A 19,340-nucleotide genomic window follows, 5' to 3' on the forward strand; every position below is an offset into this window, starting at 1 on the left:
AGCGATCCCTCCGATTGGCGTCGGAAAGTACGGACATTTGATTTGACCGCTCGTTGGCGCGAGGCGGCCGACCTGGTAGGGTGTTAAACCGTCTCCTCCCCGTTGAGTGTCCGAAATGATTGGCGTCATTTCGAACAACACGTGGGTTCATCGGAGAACCTGAAACGGAAACTCTCCGACCATATGATTGAGGACGTCTTGCGTCAACCATCCGATGACGTCACGGCCTTGTAGTTTGGTAACGATCTCCGGTATGACTACAGCCGGATCTTGCGTGACGTTGGTTGCGAGTCTAACGCTAGATGTGTTTCGGTTTTCGATATAAAACCGATTGACGCCCGTCTGATATATCCGCTCAACCTTTGATAGATAGACGGTTCCCTCCAGTACAAAAGCGGCGTATCCCGGTTTGACGAGGAAGCCCTCGCTCATGTCGTAATCGAGGTCATCGTCTTCCCATACGTGCAAAATAACGATCTTCTCGAGAACAGCGATACCATTCATACTCAAACGCCTCCATTCGGAAATACATTGTTAAACGCTGTATCTAACTCTTTTAACGTCTCAATTCGTTCGGCATCGGTGAAGTGCCGACTTTCTAATACGTTGCCGACCGCGAGAACATAGAACCGAAACGCGATCATTAACGCCTCGCTCGTCGTTTCGGAACCCAGCCGATAATCCGTGAATATTTCCAAGTAAGACATTACGTCAACACCTCACGAGCAATTAATACGACTGAGTAGATGAATTTTAGGACTGCGACAATACGTTTGCGATTTTTACGTGATAATACGGTGTTACGCGTAGTTAATAAATTGCTTACTGCGTTCAATCTGGACGCCTCCCTTCCCGACAATGAATCCGAGTTCCTTCATTACGTCCATTGATAGCGTTAAACTACCGAGCGATGACCGTTGATTGACTCTGGTTATCCGCCAGAACGCCCGCGGTTGTATAACGAGTTCCTGACGTGTGCCGACGTACCGAACTATGTAGTTACCCGTAGATGGATCGAGTACATAGCGGACTTGAGCCGGAGTAACTAGCGGACGAACAACACGGAATACTTCGCGTTTCATTTCTGCGTCCAATTCAAAGCCGAGTTCGACGAGTTGTGCCGGAGTAGCTGCGACTGTATCACCGTAGAGATATGGATTAGCTTGCGGTATAATAGTGAAGAATAATTCCGATGTAACGCGGAGTTCTTGACGTTTGCGGCCGCTTCCGACCGTGATAATGACGTTACTTTCGCGACGATTACGGATGAAACCTAACGTGATAGACATATGATTCGCCTCCAAGCGAGATTATAGGATGAGTTGCGATGGTGCTTCGGAACAGTACGATGTTGCTGGGGATAAAGATGAAACTTTTCATTAACTCAATACGTTAATAACCTGATACGATAATAACCCAATGAGTTATTAGAGTCAAGCCCCTTTTATGATAAAATAAAATTAATTACAAGGAGGGTCGCGCATGATTCGTTTTACGCTTGAAGAGATGCTCAAGAAAAGAGAAATGAGTATGTATGCATTGTCTAAAAGCTCAGGTATCCGTCCAAATACCATAAGCCAATGGGTAACTAACGGGGGCGTTGACGTAAAGTCTATAACTATCGAGACTCTGGAACGAATTTGCTCCGTATTAGACTGTCAACCGGGGGATTTGATTAAATACATATCTCAAAGTGCCAAAGAAAGTACCGAACCAAAAAAAGAAGACCGTTAATCTCGCGGTCTTTTTTACGTAGGAGGCTATTATTGTGAAAATGAACAATGAAATTCGCACACTCGTCCTCGAACTGGATCGCAAGCAACGCGTTACGAGAGATAAGATCGACAACGTTAACGCACGTATAGACTCAATAAGCGATGAAATTCGCGAAATTATTTTGCTTTGTAATGACGTAAAATCAGCGTTAAATTAGCGCCCCCAATCGTACCCTTCCGTATCCCTTAACGTAGGCTTTAGCGGCCCGATACACGCTAATTTCACGGTGAAATTATACGATATATGTGTTAGTATCCTTGTTAAACGATAAATAATTAAAAAGGGGTATCCAATTGACCGAAGATGAAAAGGATTACTATAAAAGTAAAATTGATTATAACAAATGGGTTTTAGGCATTATTTCTATTTTATTAGGTTTTACGATTACCCTTTATGGAAAAATTGAAAACACCCATTTTCTTTTTATACTCATCATTGCTTGGGCAAGTTTAGGATATTGCTTCTTCACCTCCTATGGATTACTGAGGATGTATTCTTTTGTTTTCGAAAATAAACTTTTACCCGAAAAGGGACTTTCTCAAAAGAATCAAAAGATGATGGACAAGCAATCTACGGATGAGTTTAAGCTATCCAAAAACCAGGCGTACTCTTTTTTTGTGGGTCATCTCTCTATACTTATTTTCATATTACTTAATTTAATTTTCTAATTATTACATAATAGAGATGGTAACGACATCGTTACACAAAGACGCACCGCCACATTGGAGGCCAGGTGCATCTTGCACCCGAGCTTTATCATCCGATTTACCTACGATAACTGCGGAAATCAACGCGTACAAGCGCGTCGCAGGCGAAGCTATCTTCGAAATTGGCGTACGCTTAAAAGAAGTACGCGATGCCCCCGAAAAGTATGGACTGTCCGGTTACCGTGATTGGGAGCGCTGGTGTGCTGAGGAGTGTGACATGGCGCGGAGGTCCGCTAACAGGTTCATCCAGGCATTTGACGAACTTGGGACGACGTCGTCCCGAATCTCATCTAGTAAAGTATTTGAGATCCTTCAGTTACCCTCCGATATCGACCGTTCGTCCTTTGTCTCTTCTTCGCATACTATCCCGTCAACAGGCGCCACCAAAACTGTTGACGAAATGACCGTCCGTGAACTACGCGAAGTTAAAGCCGCGCTGAAGGCCGAACGTGAAGCACGAGAACAAGCGGAGACTCGCGCCGAGAAAGCGGAGGACGATTACGGCCTTATGTGCGATACGCTGGAAGCTGTACGCGCACAACCGCCGAGGGCATAATTTCCAGTTTTTTCGTAGCATAATTTCCCTATATCTGATAGAATTGTGCTCAAAGTAAATAAACGTAAAAAGGGGTTACATCTGATGCGATACCTTCTTGCTATTCTGATTCCGCCGCTGGCGGTCCTACTTTGTGGCAAACCCGGCCAGGCTATTTTAAATTTTATACTATGTCTATTTTTCTTCATTCCTGGTGTGATTCACGCGTTGGTTGTTGTAAACAGCCATAAAGCAGATAAGCGTAACGAGCAGTTAATCCGAGCAATGCACCGAGGCCAAGACCACTGACGATTATAAACAACGAAAAGCCCGCGTCCTCAACGTAGAGGATTACGGGCTTTTAACGGAAAATTAGGCGTTTACAGCGCTACCCTTATGTGGGTGTTCTGGACGGAGTTATGGCGCTTATTTACGGCGAAAATACGCTTTTTCATTGGAGTAGTAAGAGTTATATGATTCTTGATAATACACTGCTCCTCCTGCTAATCGTTTAGAATCGAATTTACTGGTGAATATTTCGTATGTTGTACGGAGATATCCGGCTGGTACATCTCAGCGTAGAGCCTCACCATTTCAAGCGTTTTGTGGCCCATGATCGACATAAGCGAAACAATATCACCGCCGTTCATTAAGTAATTGCGCGCAAACGTATACCGGAGCGAATGGCATGACACGCGAACTCCCTTGATATTCGCAAGCTTCCCGTAATCGCTTATCTGCTCCTGTACATAGCGTCGTTTAAGCGGCTGACCCTCCGCATTCACGAAGAAAACGTCATGTTCCTGTTCTCCGCGCATCCCCTGATATTCATGTAATCGAAGCGCCAACGTTTCGCTGAAGGGTACAACGCGTTCTGTACGGCCCTTTCCGTAAATTTGAATCACGCGCTCCCTCCAGTAAACGTCATGGACACGGAAGGTCAGCGCCTCCTCAAGGCGTATTCCCGTATCCAAAAGAACGAGCAGGAAAACGTAGGCACGGAAACCGGCTATCGTACCTCTATCAGGAGCGTCCAATAGCGCAACAACCTGTTCTCGGCTTAACGTGCGATTAATGCGCTTTTCTTCAACGAGCTTATCAATCGGTTCCATTGGGTTCTCATTTAAGTAGCCTGAGCTATGCAAGTGGTTAAAGAACGCACGCAGACCTCTAATATATTTGTTGACTGTAGACGCTTTATTACCTATGTCTAATCTACGTTGTATAAATTCGTATACGTCCTCCGTAATTACGTCTATAGGGCGCGATACATCGTTTTCGGTCAGGAACTCTTTGAACTTACTTAAGGTTTGAAAGTAAAAATCATGTGTATTTTCGGTCAGATTTTTGAGCTTCCTTGACTGAAGGAAACCGGTTATAGCTTCGTCCATCTCCAATAGTTCTTTGTTCTGCTTTTGTCCAATGATTTTCTTTCTTTTCTCTTTGTAGTCCATGTTTTAAACTCCTCTCCTATTATTAAGAGAAAGTTTAAACCATTAACTCAGCGGATACAAAAACGCCCACCTCCGAAGAGATGAGCGCCGTTATCAAACTCGCTTTTTAATAAATCGTGTAGTCGGCGAATATTCGTCGTGACTCCGCCGTACATCACTCGTATCCATTTGGATGTACCTCCGCATTGTCCGTATGTCTGACCACCCGCCCATTTTCTGTACGGTGAACGGGTCAGCTCCGTTAAGAATCATCGCGCGAGCCCAGGTGTGACGGTAAACGTGCGCCGTCATTTTCTTACCAGCTACGCCCGCCTTTTCTCCGTAAAGCTTCAATCGTTTATTGAAATGATTCGCAGTTACCGGGTCACCGAAGCAGGACATGAATATGCGATCCGTCGTGAAATACTGGCGGTTTTCTTCGATTAACTGCAATAACAGTTTCGCCACGTGCGCAGAAATCGGAACCATCCGAGGCTTACGGTTTTTGTTTACGCCGCCCGACAGTGTAATAAAACGTGTCTGGAAGTCGATATCTGATATCCTTAGACTGAGCATTTCCGATACGCGACATCCCGAGTCAAGTAGAAAGGCGATCGCGACGTAATCCCGATATCCAACGAAATCGCGCTGATTAGGTTGCGCAAGTACCGCCTTTACCTCGTCGTCAGTCAGACAGTTCGTAAGGTCAACGTCCTGGCGTAACAAGCGCACTTTAGCGACTGGATTGACCTCAATAAGCTCGTCGCGTTCCATCTGATTAAATATCGCTTTTAACGTACGAAGGCGTATATTGACCGTTGTATCGGACAGTCCGACGGGTTGATTCTCCGTAGGAATGTACTTATGACCGGAATAACGCACCTTGTCAAATTTCATATACGCGACGTGGTCACGGATAATCTCTGTCGTAATATCCTCGACGTATTGAATATCCGGATGTTTCTCGCGTAGCCAATCGACGAAATACCCGTAGTGCTTCGCGTAGTCCTTGAGCGAACGTTCACGTAAGCCCTCCGACTTCTTCGTGCCTATAACGAGATTAATCGCTTGCTCTAGCGATATCTGCGGATATTCCCGTGCTAGTCTTCCGCCCGCCGGCACCCGTCTTTCACGTTTCTTTAACGCCATAATAAAAAGACCTCCACATAGGTATAGTACGTGACTATACCGCTGTAGAGGTTGTAATCCGCAACCCTAAATCGTGTATTTTGGGGTTGTTAACGTTCATCATACGGGATTGTTAACGCTCAAATCCCTGCGTACAATCCGCAATCCCGAACATCTATTCCGCTAGGCTAATGCATCTACCTCCGAACAGATCATCGGAAGACAAAACATTGACGTAACGTGTGTTAACAAGGCTCTTCGTTCGGTTTTCCGGCATCCGTAGCCGTACGGAAGCTTGAACCGCAGCCGCATGTAGCTACAGCATTCGGATTATGAATCGTGAAGCCGCCTGACATTCCAGACTCTTCAAAGTCGATTTCCAGACCGTCCAGGTAGCGGATGCTTTCCTTTTCCACTACAATCTTCATATCCTGTACGTTCATATATATATCTTGATCCGTCTCGTTGTCGTCAAAGCCCATTGCATACGAAAATCCGGTGCAACCGCCCGGCGTAACACCCAGACGTAAAAACATATTCGGCGTTTCCTGCTGCTCCAGCATATCTTTCAAACGCTCAGCAGCGGAATCGGTGATGTTAATCATAGCTCCATCCTCCTCTTTTACTTCATGTTCTCCTTCAGTATACTCCACTATTTGCACGTGCTCAAGTCATGGAATGTCCTTCCCTTACAGGCTTAAAGACCTGTTTTTCTATTCGTTTGTATTGAACACCGGTGGTGTGAGGTTTATAATAGGTGAAGAGTGTGTAAAAGAAACTGTCGGAAATTTGTCATTTCAAAGGCGATATTTTGAGATATTCATCATTGTAGCCTGGCATTGTAACATTTTTCACATATCGTATATCCGCGCTGCCGGATTCTTACCGACGGAACGGGACATCCTGTGCGCACTTAGCGCTTGTGCCGCTGATTTGGCGGACAGCCTCGCACAGAGCAACTTGAAGGAGGAATAGGCATGTCCACATTAGTTACACCTTTTACAGACCGCAGAATGGCGGAAATTGTAGAAAAGGTACAGAACGGTATTCGTTTGAACCTTGAAGACGGTATATATTTATATGAAACTGACGATATCCTCACACTGGGTCAGTTGGCTAATGAAGCTAATTTACGCAAGAACGGAAAAAAGGTTTATTTTATCGAAAACATGAGCCTGTACTTCACCAATGTATGCGAAGCGCGCTGCGCGTTCTGCAATTTCCGCAAGGATCAGGGGGAGGACGGCTCTTATACGTTGTCCGGGCAGGAAATGATTGATTATGTAGAGCAACACATCCATCCGGGAGTAAGAGAATTCCATATCGTCGGTGGTCATAATAATCATGTGCCTTTCCAATACTATGTAGACTCATTGAAGGCGCTGAATGAAAAATATCCCCACGTTACACTGAAAGCTTACACAGCAGCGGAAATTGACTTTTTCACACGCATAAGCGGCTTGAGTATTAAAGAAGTGCTTCAGGAGCTGCAAAAGGCTGGACTTCAATCCCTGACTGGTGGTGGCGCAGAAATCTTGTCCGACGAATATCGGAAGAAGATGCGTGTTACGAAAGCCAACGTGGACCGCTATCTCGAAGTACATCGCACGGCCCACAATCTCGGCATGAAAACTCATACGACCATGCTGTACGGTTCGGTCGAATCGTATCAGGATCGTATTGAACATATGCTGCAAATTCGTGAATTGCAGGACGAAACGAACGGATTTATGGTATTTATTCCACTGTCCATGCAGCCGAAAAGCAAAAACGCCAACATCATGCGCCGGAACTCCGCTTACGAGGATCTCAAAACCATTGCAATCAGCCGCCTGATGCTGGACAATATCGACCATGTCAAAGCTTACTTCATTAATATTGGCCCGCAATTGACGCAGGTCGCTCTCACCTTTGGCGCATCAGACGTGCATGGCACGATTGTGCGCGAGCAGATCAGCCACGCCGCAGGTGCTTTGACCCCTGCCGGATTGACCCGTAAAGAGCTGATCTGGCTGGTCAAAGGTGCCGGACGCATACCTGTTGAACGGGACACCTTCTATAACGAAATCGAAATTTTCGAATAAATGTAATATCGGATTCAGATTTCCCGCGAGCATTTTATCCCCATTACTCACACCATGCAGCATCATGCTGCCTCGGAATACGCTGGTCTGCCTGCCAAAGGCAGGCCCGATTCTCGGGTTTTATAACAACAAAAACTTGTGTTAGATCAACGAGACACCAGACCATTTGCCGGGGACACGGTAGCGAAAGGAAGGCGGATTTTGATGAAAAATTTCGTTATTCTGGGGGGCGGCTATGGCGGCCTTACCATTGCCAAAGAATTGCTGGATAAACACATTCCCGACGATGTTCAAGTTATTTTAGTGGATCGGATGCCCTTTCAGGGGTTGAAAACAGAATACTATGCCCTCGCGGCAGGTACGGTATCTGATTTTGATTTGCGGGTGCATTTTCCAGATGAACAACGTCTTATTCGCAAATATGGAGAAGTCACCTCGATGGATCTGGAGAATAAAATGGTCCATTTTCAAGACGGTGAACCCTTGCCCTATGACCAGCTTGTCATTGCGTTGGGTTGTACCGACCGCTTTCACAATACACCGGGGGCTGAAGAACACAGCTGTACGATCCAGTCGTTTAACCATACCCGCCAAACCTATCTGCGCTTGAACGAAATCAAGCCATATGGACATGTCCATATTGTAGGCGGCGGTCTTAGCGGTGTTGAGATTGCTGCGGAGTTACGTGAAAGCCGCACGGATTTAAATATTACCATTATGGATCGGGGCGAGCGGGTGCTGTCGGCATTCCCGCAACGTTTGTCTGCCTATGTACATGCTTGGTTCAAGGAACATCAAGTTAATGCACTGAATCATGTTGCGGTTTCGCGTATTGAGCCGGGGGCTATTTATAACCGTGACGAGCAAATTGTAACGGATGCAGTGGTATGGACAGCGGGGATTCAGCCAGTAAAAATTGTGCAGGATTTAGCCGTCCCTAAAGACCCTCAGGGCCGCATCGTGCTCAACGAATATTATCAAATACCGGACCATCCTGAGGTGTATGTGGTCGGAGACTGTGCGAGCCTTCCCTACTCTCCAAGCGCTCAAGCGGCAGAAGTGCAAGGGGAGCAAATCGCACACATTGTACGCGACCTGTGGAAGGGCCAAACGCCTCACCCGCATCCTTTAAAGCTGCGCGGTACATTAGGCGCACTTGGCAAGAAGGCCGGGTTCGGCTATGGTTTTATGGGCAGTACCTCATTGCGTGGACGAGTACCACGCCTGCTTAAAAGCGGTGTGCTCTGGAAGTCCAAACGCCATTTTGGATAAACGTATGCTAAACAAACAAAGAAGACCCGCTCTCAGAGCAGGTCTTCTTTGTTTCTTGAGTGTTTGCATCATGTATATTCTCTACAAAAAGGAGCTGGCTAACAGATCCTTTCACTCCAAATCTAGGTTATCCCATGCTTCAGCTTCCTTAATTTTGTTCATAATCGCTTCATACAGAAGCTCTGCTGAATCTGCGGATACAATCTCGCCGTTGACCATCGCATAGGGTTCGGCGTTGCACTGACCGCAATTGCTTAGGCAGCCGTATTCAATCACATCATAATCTGGATTCTGTTCCAGCTTGGACATGATCTCATCGGTACCCCAATGCATATTACTGGTGCAAAACTCAATAATAGGTCTTAACATTTTTTCACCTGCTTTGGATGACGGGCATTTTAATTTGGCCCGCTTTGTAATATAATAATAAAGGTATAGGAAAGGAGTTGAATTCTAATGAGCGAAACACAAAGCGTTCAAATGTATGATGAAGTAGCTGATGTACTGGATAAGCTCCGTCCGTTCCTGCAACGCGATGGTGGCGACGTTGAGCTGGTTGACGTTGAAGACGGCATCGTTAAGCTGAAGCTGGTAGGCGCTTGCGGCAGTTGCCCAAGTTCCACAATCACGCTGAAAGCAGGGATTGAACGTGCTCTTCTCGAAGAAGTCGACGGCGTCCAAGAAGTGGTACAAGTATTCTAATGCTTGATGCATAATGATCATGAGAGTCTTGACTTCGGTAACGAAGCTCAAGACTCTTTTTTGTGTTACAGCGTCTGAGGGATCACTCAAGCTTATATGGTTGGCCGAATGGGGTCCAATCCTCCCGATACATCCATAATATTACCAGTTATAAAATCCGAATGCTCCTCACACAAATAGGCGATCACTCGCGCAATGTCCTCTCCACTCCCCGGACGTCCACGCGGTGTCTCTTTATCCTGCATGCCGATGACATCGGCGATTGACATTTCCTTATTTGCTCCTCGAATATCCCCTGGACAGATCATATTGACCGTAATGCCATTAGGAGCTTCCTCCACAGCCAGTGATTTCGTAAAAGACACCAGCCCCACCTTAGCGGCTGCGTAGACGGCGCGATGCGGCCAAGCCCTTGCTTCTCCAGCATGACCAAAGCCAAAATGAATAATACGTCCCCATTGCTGGCTCCGCATGTAAGGCAATACCAAATGATCCAGCAACATGGTACCGACCAGATTCCCTTGTATCATGGCATGAATCTCAGCTACACTGTAATCCGCAAACAGACGGCGTTCCCGGATGAACGGTCCGGCATTATTCACCATAATATCGACTCCGCCTAGCCGATCCTGTACTTCACCAATCAGCCTCCTAATATCTTCCTGAACAGAAATATCCCCTTGTAAAGACAAGCAGCGTACTCCCTTAGACTCAATCCCCCGCTTAAGCGCTTCAGCTTCTGCTTGGCTATGCACATAATTCAGCGCAATATTACAGCCTTCATCCGCCAGACGCAGAGCGGTCGTTTTACCTAAACCTTTGGCACTGCCCGTTATGAATGCGACTTTATCTCTCAACAATTTTCCTCCTGTTCACAGAGATCGGTCACCCCCAAGTATAAAATATTTAAGCTTCCCCTACAACTCCATTCAAAAAGAAACCCCCAGTCCTCTTGTTCAAGAGAATCTGGGGGTTGCGTGCAATGCGTTCTCGTTCCCTACTTAAAATGCCGGGATAATTGCGCCTTGGTATTTATCTTCAATGAATTTTTTAGTTTCTGGAGATTGCAAAGCTTTAAGCAGCTTCTGAATCGCTTCGGAATCTTTATTATCAGGACGTGCTACCAGAACGTTAGCATATGGAGAATCCTTGTCTTCCAGTGCCAGTGCATCCTTCGTAGGGTTCAGCTTCGCTTCCAAAGCGTAGTTCGTGTTAATCAACGCAATATCCACTTCAGGCAACTGACGTGGCAGCATAGCCGCCTCTAAAGTCTTGAATTCCAGATTTTTCGGATTCTCTGTAATATCTTTTACCGTAGCTTCAATGTTGCTTGCGTCTTTCAGCTTGATCAGACCTTGTTTCTCCAACAACAGCAAAGCACGGCCTCCGTTTGTCGCATCGTTCGGAATGGCTACAGTTGCGCCATCTGGAAGTTCATCAAGCTTTTTATATTTTTGGGAGTAGATGCCGAAAGGTTCCAGGTGAACCGCGCCAACAGAAACCAAATCCATTTTGCGCTCTTTGTTCATCACATCCAAGTAAGGTACATGTTGAAAGAAGTTAGCATCCAGCTGCTTGTCAAACAATTGAACGTTCGGCTGTACATAGTCGTTAAACTGAACGACTTGGAGACGAACCCCTTCTTTTTCCAACTGAGGCTTGATTGCTTCCAAAATTTCCGCATGTGGCACAGGAGAAGCTCCAACTTTCAGCTCCACTTCACGTGGTGATCCGCCTGTATTTTCGTTCGCATTGTTTGTATCCGATGTTGTGCTCTTTGTACCGCAAGCAGCCAGCACCGCAATTAATGTCAAGCTTAATACAGCCAATACCCATTTCTTCATGTTATTACCCCTCCAATAATTTGTAATATTCAGGAGCAGACGTCCTGATCAATAAGGATATCTATATGTTTTCCCTATTTTCGAGTATAATGCCGCACGAGGCGATCTCCCGCCATTTGCAGCAATTGTACCAATACAACCATCAGCACGACCGCAACGATCATGACAGCCGTTTCATAACGATAATAGCCGTAGTTGATAGCCAGTGTACCTAGTCCACCGCCCCCGATCATCCCGGACATTGCCGTGTAGGATACGAGTGTAACGACGGTAATGGTTAATGCAGCGAGCAGACCCGGAAGTGCCTCACGTAACAGCACCCGCCGGATAATTTGTCCTGTCGAGGCACCCATCGCTTGTGCGGCTTCTATGACGCCCTTGTCCACTTCACGCAGAGACGTTTCGACAAGACGTGCGAAGAATGGAGCAGCCCCGATAACCAAAGGTGGGATGGTTCCCAACACCCCGGTCGAGGTACCTACCAGCGATCGTGTAAAAGGAATAAGTGCAACGATCAAAATGATAAAGGGTACGGAACGTAAAATGTTAACGATGAATGATAATACAATGTATATCACCTTCATCAAAGTTAACGAGGAGCGACTCGCCAGAAACAATAATATGCCGAGCGGCAAACCAATAACGAGGGTGAACAATGCCGATGCCCCAAGCATCTGAAGGGTTTCCAGCGTAGAATTCCCTAGCTCTTCCCAACTCACTTGTGAAAAATCAAGTTCGCTCATTGTCCAATCACCTCCACATCAAGTCCTTGCCCAGACACTTCGCGCAGCGTATGCTCTATATCCTCATGATTTCCTTCAAAACGAACGATTAGCTGTCCATAGGGTACATTTTTAATCGTAGATATGGTTCCCTGCAAGATCGCAAAATCAACACCAGTACTTCGAGCCGTACGCGACAGAATCGCATCATATGTTTTACTGCCCAAGAAGGAGATACGCACCACCTGCGCTGACTCGCCGCCACCTGCTGCCGCAATCGCTGCTTGTAACTCTTCGGGATGTTCTGACTCCCGTTGGATAAAGTCCTTGGTTACCTGGTGCTGCGGCTTCAAAAACACTTCCGCCACCGGACCTTGCTCCACGATGTCGCCCTGATGAATGACGCCAACTTTATCACAGATGCTTTGAATGACATGCATTTCATGTGTAATCAGTACGATGGTTAAATTAAAGCGCTGATTAATATCCAGCAGCAATTTCAGGATAGACCCCGTCGTCTGCGGATCAAGCGCTGAAGTCGCTTCGTCACACAGCAATACATGAGGATCACTAGCCAGCGCCCGTGCAATTCCTACCCGTTGCTTCTGTCCACCTGAGAGCTGTGACGGATATTTTCCACTGTGTTCTTCGAGACCCACCAATTCCAGCAGTTCACGAACCTTCTTGTCCAGCTTCTGCTTGGGCGTGTTTACCAGCCGCAATGGAAATGCAATATTGTCATACACCGTCGCCGAGGACAACAAATTAAAATGCTGAAAAATCATTCCGATTTTTCGGCGCTGCATTTGTAATTGGGATTGACTCACAGTGGTGAGGTTTACCCCGTCTACCCATACTTCACCTGAAGTAGGGCGTTCCAATAAATTAATACAGCGGATCAATGTACTTTTCCCCGCCCCGGAGTGACCAATCACTCCGAATATTTCTCCACGCTTTATAGAAAGATTCAACCCAGACAGCGCATTAACGCGTCGGTTGCCTTTGCCATAATGCTTGGTTAACTGCTTAAGCTCTATCAACGTGCTGCGACCCCCTTCACTTCTTCCTTACCCTTTTAACCAGTTGTCATCTCTCAGGATTGTATAAAATCGCTATTTATACAAAAAAGAGCCCCTTTCACAGAATGAAAAGGGCCCCACCTTGCGAACCTTTTCTCATCTGCCAAAATCGCTATAACTCTAGCGGTTTTGTAGGAATTAGCACCATCATGTTCCCTCCCAGTGTATTACACCGGGAAAGAACGGGTTGCCGGGCTTCATCGGGCCAGTCCCTCCACCTCTCTGGATAAGAAAAATATGTTAAACTCCAGCTTTAGCTGTCCGTTAAGTTTATATAAAAAAATATAATTCAAGCATTTTTCTGAAACTAGGTTTCAGTATAGATAGTTTACATAGCTTTGTCAAAGGATATTTTCTATCATATTTTTGGGCGTACTGCCCGGTTCTCCCATTGTTTCGCAGTATAAGTAAAGGCGTTTGACAGCGACCGACACACCATTTCCAAGCCCTGCTGCAAATCTTCCAAATGGTGATCGAGGTCCTCCAGTTGGATTTTTCCATACAAAGCACGGTGTCGTTGCCAGAGATCATCCTGCATTTCCGTATTCATATAGTGTATCTCCGTATTCCGACGCTTACGCAGCCGATTGATGGCATCGTTGTATGTGTCCTTGATATCAATTAAATTATCGGTCAATACAGGATGCATTTTGAGATACTTGAGCTGCCGCAACACGGTAAAATACGAATAATGAGCCTTATACTGCCCTGTTTTTAAATCACACAGATCATTTAGCCAGTTGCCCAGCTTATCTAAAATGGAGAATACCCTCACAAACCCATCTTTATAAAAGAAAACATATAATGCATAGTCGGATTTTTCATCCTCGCTCATATCATCAGCATATCCGGCTTTCACTTTCATACGGAAAAAGGCGGCAGCATGATGGCTCTGCTCCAGTTCATCCAGAGATGACATTAGACCGCGTGTCAAAATATCCGCCTTCCGAAAATCGTGGGTCGGATCTCCACCAGCCTGAATTTGCCGCTCCAGCAGGTTCAACATATCTGACATGCTATTCATGGCATCCAGCAAGATTCCCTTGTTCACACGTGGCGGCTCACCCAGTAGCTTGCGTATCATGCTTACGCCTCCTTATAAATGTAAAATCCGGCTGTAGGTTTCATTAGGGCGTCAAGCGAAATAACTCGTCCATCGTTGATCTACAAGCTTAACAATATCCTCACGCGGTAACACCTCATCCGGATACCCCGGCTTCATACGCGCATCCACTACAATCGGCAGCTTATAGTTCAGATGATGCAAACGCACTTCGCTGTCCGCGTACATATCCGTAGCCGGGTTAAAGCGTGTGAACACTGTCCACAGGAACGAGGCTTGAGAGCGAACAACTTCTTTGGCATCGTCCACAATGAAGACGAGCGGCCACTCTTGCTCACTCGCTGCTAGTCGCTCCAAAACACGTGCCGCCAGCTCAGGCTCCTGCTCAAAGGACGCACCCGATACGACGAGGCATCCTCCGCAATAGGGCTTAATTTCACGAATTCCCGGCAGATCGCCTCCCTCATAAGCACGAGGCAATTCACGTACAGGCTCACCTATCCCCATCAGGATCGCCTTACTACCATGATTCAGCTTGCGGCCTGTGTAATCGAGTGTATCGTGTGACGTGTGATTGAAAATAAATAAATCCGTTGCTGGATTAAATCGCTCCAGAATGGTTTCCAGCAGCAGGTTAAAGTCAGATAAATCAATTACTCGATCCGTCAGCATCAGGAACTTGGTCAAGGATAATTGACCTTGACCCAAAATAGTAAAACCGGATACAAGCGCTTCACGGGAGTAGCTTTCACGTACGACTGCCGCTGCCAGCGCATGTACGCCCGTTTCCGCATATGCCCACAGGGACTTGACGGAAGGCATCACAAGCGGATATGCAGGCGACAGCAGACGTTGCAAAAACTCACCGAGATAGTAGTCTTCTTGCCGAGGCTTACCTACAATGGTTGCCGGATAAATGGCATCCTTGCGGTGATGCATATGTTTGACATGAAATACAGGGAAATCATGCTGTAATGAATAATATCCAAAATGATCACCAAACGGGCCTTCCGGACGGCGTTCATGAGGCGGCACATAACCGCTGATTGCAAATTCTGCTTCTGCTGGAATCCGGTGACCTCCAAGCGGATCTTCTGTCATGGGCAGCTTGCCTCCCATAATAAGCGAAGCCAGCAGCAGCTCAGGCAAGTTTTCCGGTGCTGGAGCAATGGCAGACGCAATCAGGGCAGGCGGGCCACCAATGATAATCGTCGTAGGCAATGGCTCATTACGCAGCTCCGCTTCATGATAATGGAAACCGCCGCCTTTATGAATTTGCCAGTGAATGCCCGTCGTCTGATCATCATAAATCTGAATGCGGTACATCCCCAGATTATGATCCTTAGACTGACCTGGCTTCTCGGTATACACAAGTGGAAGCGTAATAAACGGCCCCCCGTCCTCGTGCCAACTGGTCACTTTAGGCAGTGGCGCTAACGGAGCCTCTGTACGGCGAACTCCCAATACAGGGGCCTCGCTGTGAGATACTGTTTTTAGCCCTACTTTTAGCATGTCCTTAATCAGGCCACGTTCATTCCACAATGCTTTGGGTGTAGGTGGAAACAATGTTTTGGTGGCTCCGACAATCGCATCCATCAGTTGCTCAGGTCGCGGGCCAAAAGCCATATCCACACGGCGATTTGTGCCAAACAGATTACTGGCTACAGGAAACGGGGTTCCTTTTACATTCGTGAACAGCAGTGCCGGCCCTTCTTCCTCAATGACTCTTCGATGAATCTCAGCCAGCTCCAAGTAAGGATCGACAGGTGCCTCTATAATTTTAAGATGATTTTCTTTACGCAGCGCTTCAATAAATTGGCGCAAATTCTGGTAGATCAACTGGACGACTCCTCCTAAGCAAATCAAGCCCTCGAGAAACTCGTGGGCCTGGTTTGTTTCTTATATGCTATTATACGTGTTTAAACGCCTCTTGGGCAAAAATCCGCTTCACTATGATCTATGAAATGCTTAGGTACGTTGTGCTTGGGTCGGAACAAGCTTGCGGTCCGGTGACAATTGCCATACACGATAGCTCAGATAAGCCAAAACGGAGAACAACGATGCAATCACCAGCATATGTCCCAGCACGATAAACATGTAGATTTCAGGTCTGTTGACGTACAACAAGATAATTCCAATCACCACTTGAAGCAAAATTAACAAGACCGACACGACACCCAATATACGGATATCTCGGTGATTCGGGTGATAACGGTATGAGTAGTGACCCACAGCCAAGATAATGACGAACAGCAGACCGGCTGAAATCTGATGAAGCAGCAGTGGAGATATGAAGCCCCCAATATTTACAACCTTCTGGATGACCGAGTGACTAAGCAACGCCCCTGAATAGACAGCAATATAGGTATAGATCGTCGATAGCCATATAAAGTTGCGATAGCCCCGACTGACACGCCCAGGAATCAGACGCGGAGTGTGGCGTGAGTCCGCGTGCTCCTGCCAGGCCCCCAGCGTCATCATAGTTGCACTGGCAAAGGCGATAAGCGCAAAGCCAAAATGCAGTCCCATGACAGCAGCCGATTGGGAGAAAATGACAGCCAACGCCCCCATGGCACCTTGTATGATGACAAACAAGAGCGTGAGCAGCGAGAATAGCTGTAAATCCTTCCGATGCTTCATAAACAGCAAAAAGCCAACAAATGAGGCGATAGAAAGAATCCCGGCCATGGCACTAACGGAACGATGAGAGAACTCAATAAGGGATGCGATCGTATGTGCCGGAACCAGCTTGCCATTGCAAAGCGGGAATTCCCGGCCACAGCCAAGACCTGAATCCGTCCGTGTCACGACACCTCCACCGAAGGTAGCCAAAAACATGACAATACATGTTACGAGTGCCAGCCATTTTAATATTCTAATTTTGTTATTCAAATTCACCCGTATCCTTCCAAATATAATATTTATTCACTTTATATGTTGTGAAATGATCACTTAAAGTAATTATAACTGATATATCGTTCCTTGACATACGAGCTTTGTTGACAAAATGTGAACGTGTCCGTGAGAAAGCCGCCCCCTTAGAAGGAAGCGGCTTTCTGAATGTCTTGATGTTTAAAATTCACTTTGTAACCTTCATGCATGTACAGCATTCATTATTTTGCCAAGCTCGCATGGACTTCAACAGCCCGATCCAAAAATTGCTCAATCTCCTCGCGGGATTTGCGCAGTCTGTTCACCAGACGTACCAGTTCTCTGCCTTCACTGTAAGCGATAAAGCTAGGAATACCCAATACATTCTGCTCTTGACTGACGCTTTCGGCCTGTTCTACATCAATCTCAATTAATGTAAGCTTATCTGCATATTGTTGTTCCACATCAGGCATGAACGGATCAATGAAATGACAATCCCCACACCAGTCCGCCTTAAATACAGCCACCGTTACGCCGGGAGTAGATATTGCCTTATTAAAGTCTTCATGAGAGACGATTTTTTGCATGGATGATTCCTCCTTAAATTCTTTTTATGCTGAAAAGATTGCACTTTCTATTGTAACGCCAAGTGAAGCTTTTGCACACTCCCCCATTCTGCTCACATGCCGATTGGAAGCCCTCTCATTGAGGCATACTAAAGATATACTTAAGAATCCACATAAGCGACGACATCCTAACAGCATACCCAACATACTTGGCAGGATACGGGGATGCTTGCAATTGGAAAGGAGGTTATTTAGTCATGTCTCTTACCGAATGGCTCCATACAGCATCTCGACAGCTTCAAGGAGGGCTAAAGCTACTGGGTTCCGTTCCCCGTGTTGCAGAGGAAGCTTGGGAGGGCAAACGGGCGGCTTGGACCGAATCCCGCAAATTACGCTACCCCTTGCGTCAACTAGCGTGGGATTATCATACAGCACAGGCCGCTATGAATGAAGCTGAAGCGTTAATGCTGGTGAACGGACCCGCTACGCGTCCCTCTTCTCTGAATATGCCCTTATGCGAAACAGACTGTGAGCTGCTGGAGCGGATCAAAAATGATACAGCACAGGAGAATCGCAGCAACGTCACCCGCACGGCCGCTTACCTTGAATGCTATCGTGGCTACCCGGAGTTACACTGGGCATTACTGGCCCACCTGGTTTCTCGTAATGGCGGCTATAATATGACCGATCTGAAAGGGGGACTGATTGGCAACCTGTTTGGCGAACAGGAAAAGGAATGGCTGTATCGGCTACTGGAGCGCTGTAATGCCCTTATTTTTCAAGATGCTTACCCGCAGTTACAACTTTACATGCACAGCCGTCATTTGGGTCGGAGTTGCTTTCATTTGTTGCCTTATTTTCACGTTTCGCCATTCATGAAGCCCTTTTGGGAACGTTTTTGGGCTTGGCGGGATAGCTCTCTGTTGACTGTGGCGCTCATCATTAATGAACAAAACTATATTGAAGGACGTGTGGTAAAAGATCCGTATTTTCAAAAATTTGTGACACACAAGCCGGGCTTTTATTTGCATGACTGGCTCCAGCTTAATCAGGTTATATTTCCACTTGGGCTGAACGGTGGACTTGCTGGACTAGTGATGGAGCGTTTCGGCCATTTGGACGAGCGGATCGGCTTTGGCAAAAGTCTCTATGCTATGCTCTTCGGCCATCAGCAGGTGCTGGACCAGGTATCAGCATTCGCTAACAGTGTGCCCCATACGGGTTCACGCAGCGACTATTGGCCCGGATTGTTCACCCCGAATGAACAAAAAGCGCTGCACTCTCCAGATGAAAGTGCAACGCTTTTAGCACATGAATGGCTACCGCCAGGACAACGTCTGTACAGCCCGGAGCTGAACGCCGTCTGGTCCGATACAGCTTATGATCCAATCCCCCGTTATGACTGGTTTCAGGACGGCTCCACACTTGGGCATCTCAGCGAACCAAGGCGACCGCTGTTATTTGCCATGCGCCATGAGCATCGCCACGGCATCCAAAAAACAGCAATGGCCCACGTTGCCCATAACAGCTTGCAACCTTTCCACTGATAGACTGGAGG

Annotated in this window: 24 protein-coding genes and 1 riboswitch; of the genes, 9 read left to right on the forward strand and 15 right to left on the reverse strand. The window is 46.7% G+C overall.

All coding sequences use genetic code 11. The annotated features are described in order from the left end of the window. Nucleotides 1-147 precede the first annotated feature (147 nt). The 3 genes from ACYCSE_RS04110 to ACYCSE_RS04120 form a co-directional block, all read right to left on the reverse strand. Complete coding sequence (locus ACYCSE_RS04110; RefSeq protein ID WP_459701547.1) at nucleotides 148-510, reverse strand: hypothetical protein; 363 nt, start codon at nucleotides 508-510, stop codon at nucleotides 148-150. Beyond that, on the reverse strand, nucleotides 507-707 hold the full coding sequence (locus ACYCSE_RS04115) for a hypothetical protein (RefSeq protein ID WP_459701549.1): 201 nt from the start codon (nucleotides 705-707) through the stop codon (nucleotides 507-509). The genes ACYCSE_RS04110 and ACYCSE_RS04115 overlap by 4 nt, the downstream gene beginning before the upstream one ends. 93 nt (nucleotides 708-800) lie before the next feature. Further along, complete coding sequence (locus tag ACYCSE_RS04120) at nucleotides 801-1,289, reverse strand: hypothetical protein (protein ID WP_459701551.1); 489 nt, start codon at nucleotides 1,287-1,289, stop codon at nucleotides 801-803. A 193-nt stretch (nucleotides 1,290-1,482) separates the two neighbouring features. Here ACYCSE_RS04120 and ACYCSE_RS04125 point away from each other — a divergent pair, with 193 nt between their 5' ends. The 5 genes from ACYCSE_RS04125 (at nucleotide 1,483) to ACYCSE_RS04145 (ending at nucleotide 3,327) form a co-directional block, all read left to right on the forward strand. Beyond that, nucleotides 1,483-1,734: a helix-turn-helix domain-containing protein gene (locus tag ACYCSE_RS04125; protein ID WP_322153696.1), complete on the forward strand. Its 252-nt coding sequence runs from the start codon at nucleotides 1,483-1,485 to the stop codon at nucleotides 1,732-1,734. Nucleotides 1,735-1,768: 34 nt separating this feature from the next. After that, on the forward strand, nucleotides 1,769-1,933 hold the full coding sequence (locus ACYCSE_RS04130; protein ID WP_459701554.1) for a hypothetical protein: 165 nt from the start codon (nucleotides 1,769-1,771) through the stop codon (nucleotides 1,931-1,933). A 136-nt stretch (nucleotides 1,934-2,069) separates the two neighbouring features. Then, complete coding sequence (locus tag ACYCSE_RS04135) at nucleotides 2,070-2,444, forward strand: hypothetical protein (RefSeq protein WP_459701556.1); 375 nt, start codon at nucleotides 2,070-2,072, stop codon at nucleotides 2,442-2,444. 16 nt (nucleotides 2,445-2,460) lie between these two features. Beyond that, nucleotides 2,461-3,039 (forward strand): DUF3102 domain-containing protein, encoded by a 579-nt coding sequence (locus ACYCSE_RS04140; RefSeq protein WP_459701558.1) that lies wholly within the window; start codon nucleotides 2,461-2,463, stop codon nucleotides 3,037-3,039. Nucleotides 3,040-3,123: 84 nt separating this feature from the next. Beyond that, nucleotides 3,124-3,327: a YqaE/Pmp3 family membrane protein gene (locus tag ACYCSE_RS04145; protein WP_459701560.1), complete on the forward strand. Its 204-nt coding sequence runs from the start codon at nucleotides 3,124-3,126 to the stop codon at nucleotides 3,325-3,327. 194 nt (nucleotides 3,328-3,521) lie between these two features. On the opposite strand, the gene ACYCSE_RS04150 is transcribed toward ACYCSE_RS04145, so the two are convergent. The 3 genes from ACYCSE_RS04150 to ACYCSE_RS04160 form a co-directional block, all read right to left on the reverse strand. Beyond that, nucleotides 3,522-4,472, reverse strand: a complete 951-nt coding sequence (locus ACYCSE_RS04150) for a tyrosine-type recombinase/integrase (RefSeq protein WP_459701562.1) — start codon at nucleotides 4,470-4,472, stop codon at nucleotides 3,522-3,524. Between the two features lie 93 nt (nucleotides 4,473-4,565). Continuing rightward, the gene (locus ACYCSE_RS04155; protein WP_459701565.1) at nucleotides 4,566-5,600 is read right to left on the reverse strand and encodes a tyrosine-type recombinase/integrase; all 1,035 of its coding nucleotides are present in this window, start codon (nucleotides 5,598-5,600) and stop codon (nucleotides 4,566-4,568) included. A gap of 224 nt (nucleotides 5,601-5,824) precedes the next feature. Further along, nucleotides 5,825-6,184, reverse strand: a complete 360-nt coding sequence (locus ACYCSE_RS04160; protein ID WP_013311832.1) for a HesB/IscA family protein — start codon at nucleotides 6,182-6,184, stop codon at nucleotides 5,825-5,827. 372 nt (nucleotides 6,185-6,556) lie between these two features. On the opposite strand from ACYCSE_RS04160, the gene mqnE reads away from it, so the two are divergent. Then, nucleotides 6,557-7,663 (forward strand): aminofutalosine synthase MqnE, encoded by a 1,107-nt coding sequence (gene mqnE / locus ACYCSE_RS04165; protein WP_459701568.1) that lies wholly within the window; start codon nucleotides 6,557-6,559, stop codon nucleotides 7,661-7,663. Between the two features lie 204 nt (nucleotides 7,664-7,867). Continuing rightward, nucleotides 7,868-8,935, forward strand: coding sequence for an NAD(P)/FAD-dependent oxidoreductase (locus ACYCSE_RS04170; protein ID WP_076294236.1), 1,068 nt, complete (start codon nucleotides 7,868-7,870; stop codon nucleotides 8,933-8,935). 111 nt (nucleotides 8,936-9,046) lie between these two features. On the opposite strand, the gene ACYCSE_RS04175 is transcribed toward ACYCSE_RS04170, so the two are convergent. After that, entirely contained in the window at nucleotides 9,047-9,304 is a 258-nt protein-coding gene (locus tag ACYCSE_RS04175; protein ID WP_459701572.1) for a YuzB family protein, read from the reverse strand. An 87-nt stretch (nucleotides 9,305-9,391) separates the two neighbouring features. On the opposite strand from ACYCSE_RS04175, the gene ACYCSE_RS04180 reads away from it, so the two are divergent. Next, entirely contained in the window at nucleotides 9,392-9,637 is a 246-nt protein-coding gene (locus ACYCSE_RS04180; protein WP_013311836.1) for a NifU family protein, read from the forward strand. A gap of 92 nt (nucleotides 9,638-9,729) precedes the next feature. On the opposite strand, the gene ACYCSE_RS04185 is transcribed toward ACYCSE_RS04180, so the two are convergent. From ACYCSE_RS04185 to ACYCSE_RS04220, 8 genes are all read right to left on the reverse strand, one after another. Continuing rightward, nucleotides 9,730-10,494 carry an SDR family oxidoreductase gene (locus ACYCSE_RS04185; RefSeq protein ID WP_459701575.1) on the reverse strand — a complete coding sequence of 255 codons (765 nt, stop codon included), beginning with the start codon at nucleotides 10,492-10,494 and terminating at the stop codon, nucleotides 9,730-9,732. Nucleotides 10,495-10,638: 144 nt separating this feature from the next. Continuing rightward, nucleotides 10,639-11,481: a MetQ/NlpA family ABC transporter substrate-binding protein gene (locus ACYCSE_RS04190; RefSeq protein WP_452567483.1), complete on the reverse strand. Its 843-nt coding sequence runs from the start codon at nucleotides 11,479-11,481 to the stop codon at nucleotides 10,639-10,641. A 74-nt stretch (nucleotides 11,482-11,555) separates the two neighbouring features. Further along, nucleotides 11,556-12,224, reverse strand: a complete 669-nt coding sequence (locus ACYCSE_RS04195; protein ID WP_013311839.1) for a methionine ABC transporter permease — start codon at nucleotides 12,222-12,224, stop codon at nucleotides 11,556-11,558. After that, nucleotides 12,221-13,243: a methionine ABC transporter ATP-binding protein gene (locus tag ACYCSE_RS04200; RefSeq protein ID WP_165148501.1), complete on the reverse strand. Its 1,023-nt coding sequence runs from the start codon at nucleotides 13,241-13,243 to the stop codon at nucleotides 12,221-12,223. The genes ACYCSE_RS04195 and ACYCSE_RS04200 overlap by 4 nt, the downstream gene beginning before the upstream one ends. 132 nt (nucleotides 13,244-13,375) lie before the next feature. After that, nucleotides 13,376-13,515, reverse strand: a riboswitch (SAM riboswitch). A gap of 125 nt (nucleotides 13,516-13,640) precedes the next feature. After that, nucleotides 13,641-14,366: a Cthe_2314 family HEPN domain-containing protein gene (locus ACYCSE_RS04205; RefSeq protein WP_459701579.1), complete on the reverse strand. Its 726-nt coding sequence runs from the start codon at nucleotides 14,364-14,366 to the stop codon at nucleotides 13,641-13,643. Between the two features lie 51 nt (nucleotides 14,367-14,417). After that, nucleotides 14,418-16,184: a UbiD family decarboxylase gene (locus ACYCSE_RS04210; protein ID WP_459701581.1), complete on the reverse strand. Its 1,767-nt coding sequence runs from the start codon at nucleotides 16,182-16,184 to the stop codon at nucleotides 14,418-14,420. A 129-nt stretch (nucleotides 16,185-16,313) separates the two neighbouring features. Continuing rightward, nucleotides 16,314-17,183, reverse strand: a complete 870-nt coding sequence (locus ACYCSE_RS04215; RefSeq protein WP_237166381.1) for a COX15/CtaA family protein — start codon at nucleotides 17,181-17,183, stop codon at nucleotides 16,314-16,316. A gap of 275 nt (nucleotides 17,184-17,458) precedes the next feature. Then, nucleotides 17,459-17,803, reverse strand: coding sequence for a thioredoxin family protein (locus ACYCSE_RS04220; RefSeq protein ID WP_025723593.1), 345 nt, complete (start codon nucleotides 17,801-17,803; stop codon nucleotides 17,459-17,461). A gap of 236 nt (nucleotides 17,804-18,039) precedes the next feature. On the opposite strand from ACYCSE_RS04220, the gene ACYCSE_RS04225 reads away from it, so the two are divergent. Then, entirely contained in the window at nucleotides 18,040-19,329 is a 1,290-nt protein-coding gene (locus tag ACYCSE_RS04225) for a DUF2515 family protein (RefSeq protein ID WP_459701583.1), read from the forward strand. Nucleotides 19,330-19,340 lie beyond the last annotated feature (11 nt).

The sequence above is a fragment of the Paenibacillus sp. SEL1 genome (genome assembly GCF_054602535.1).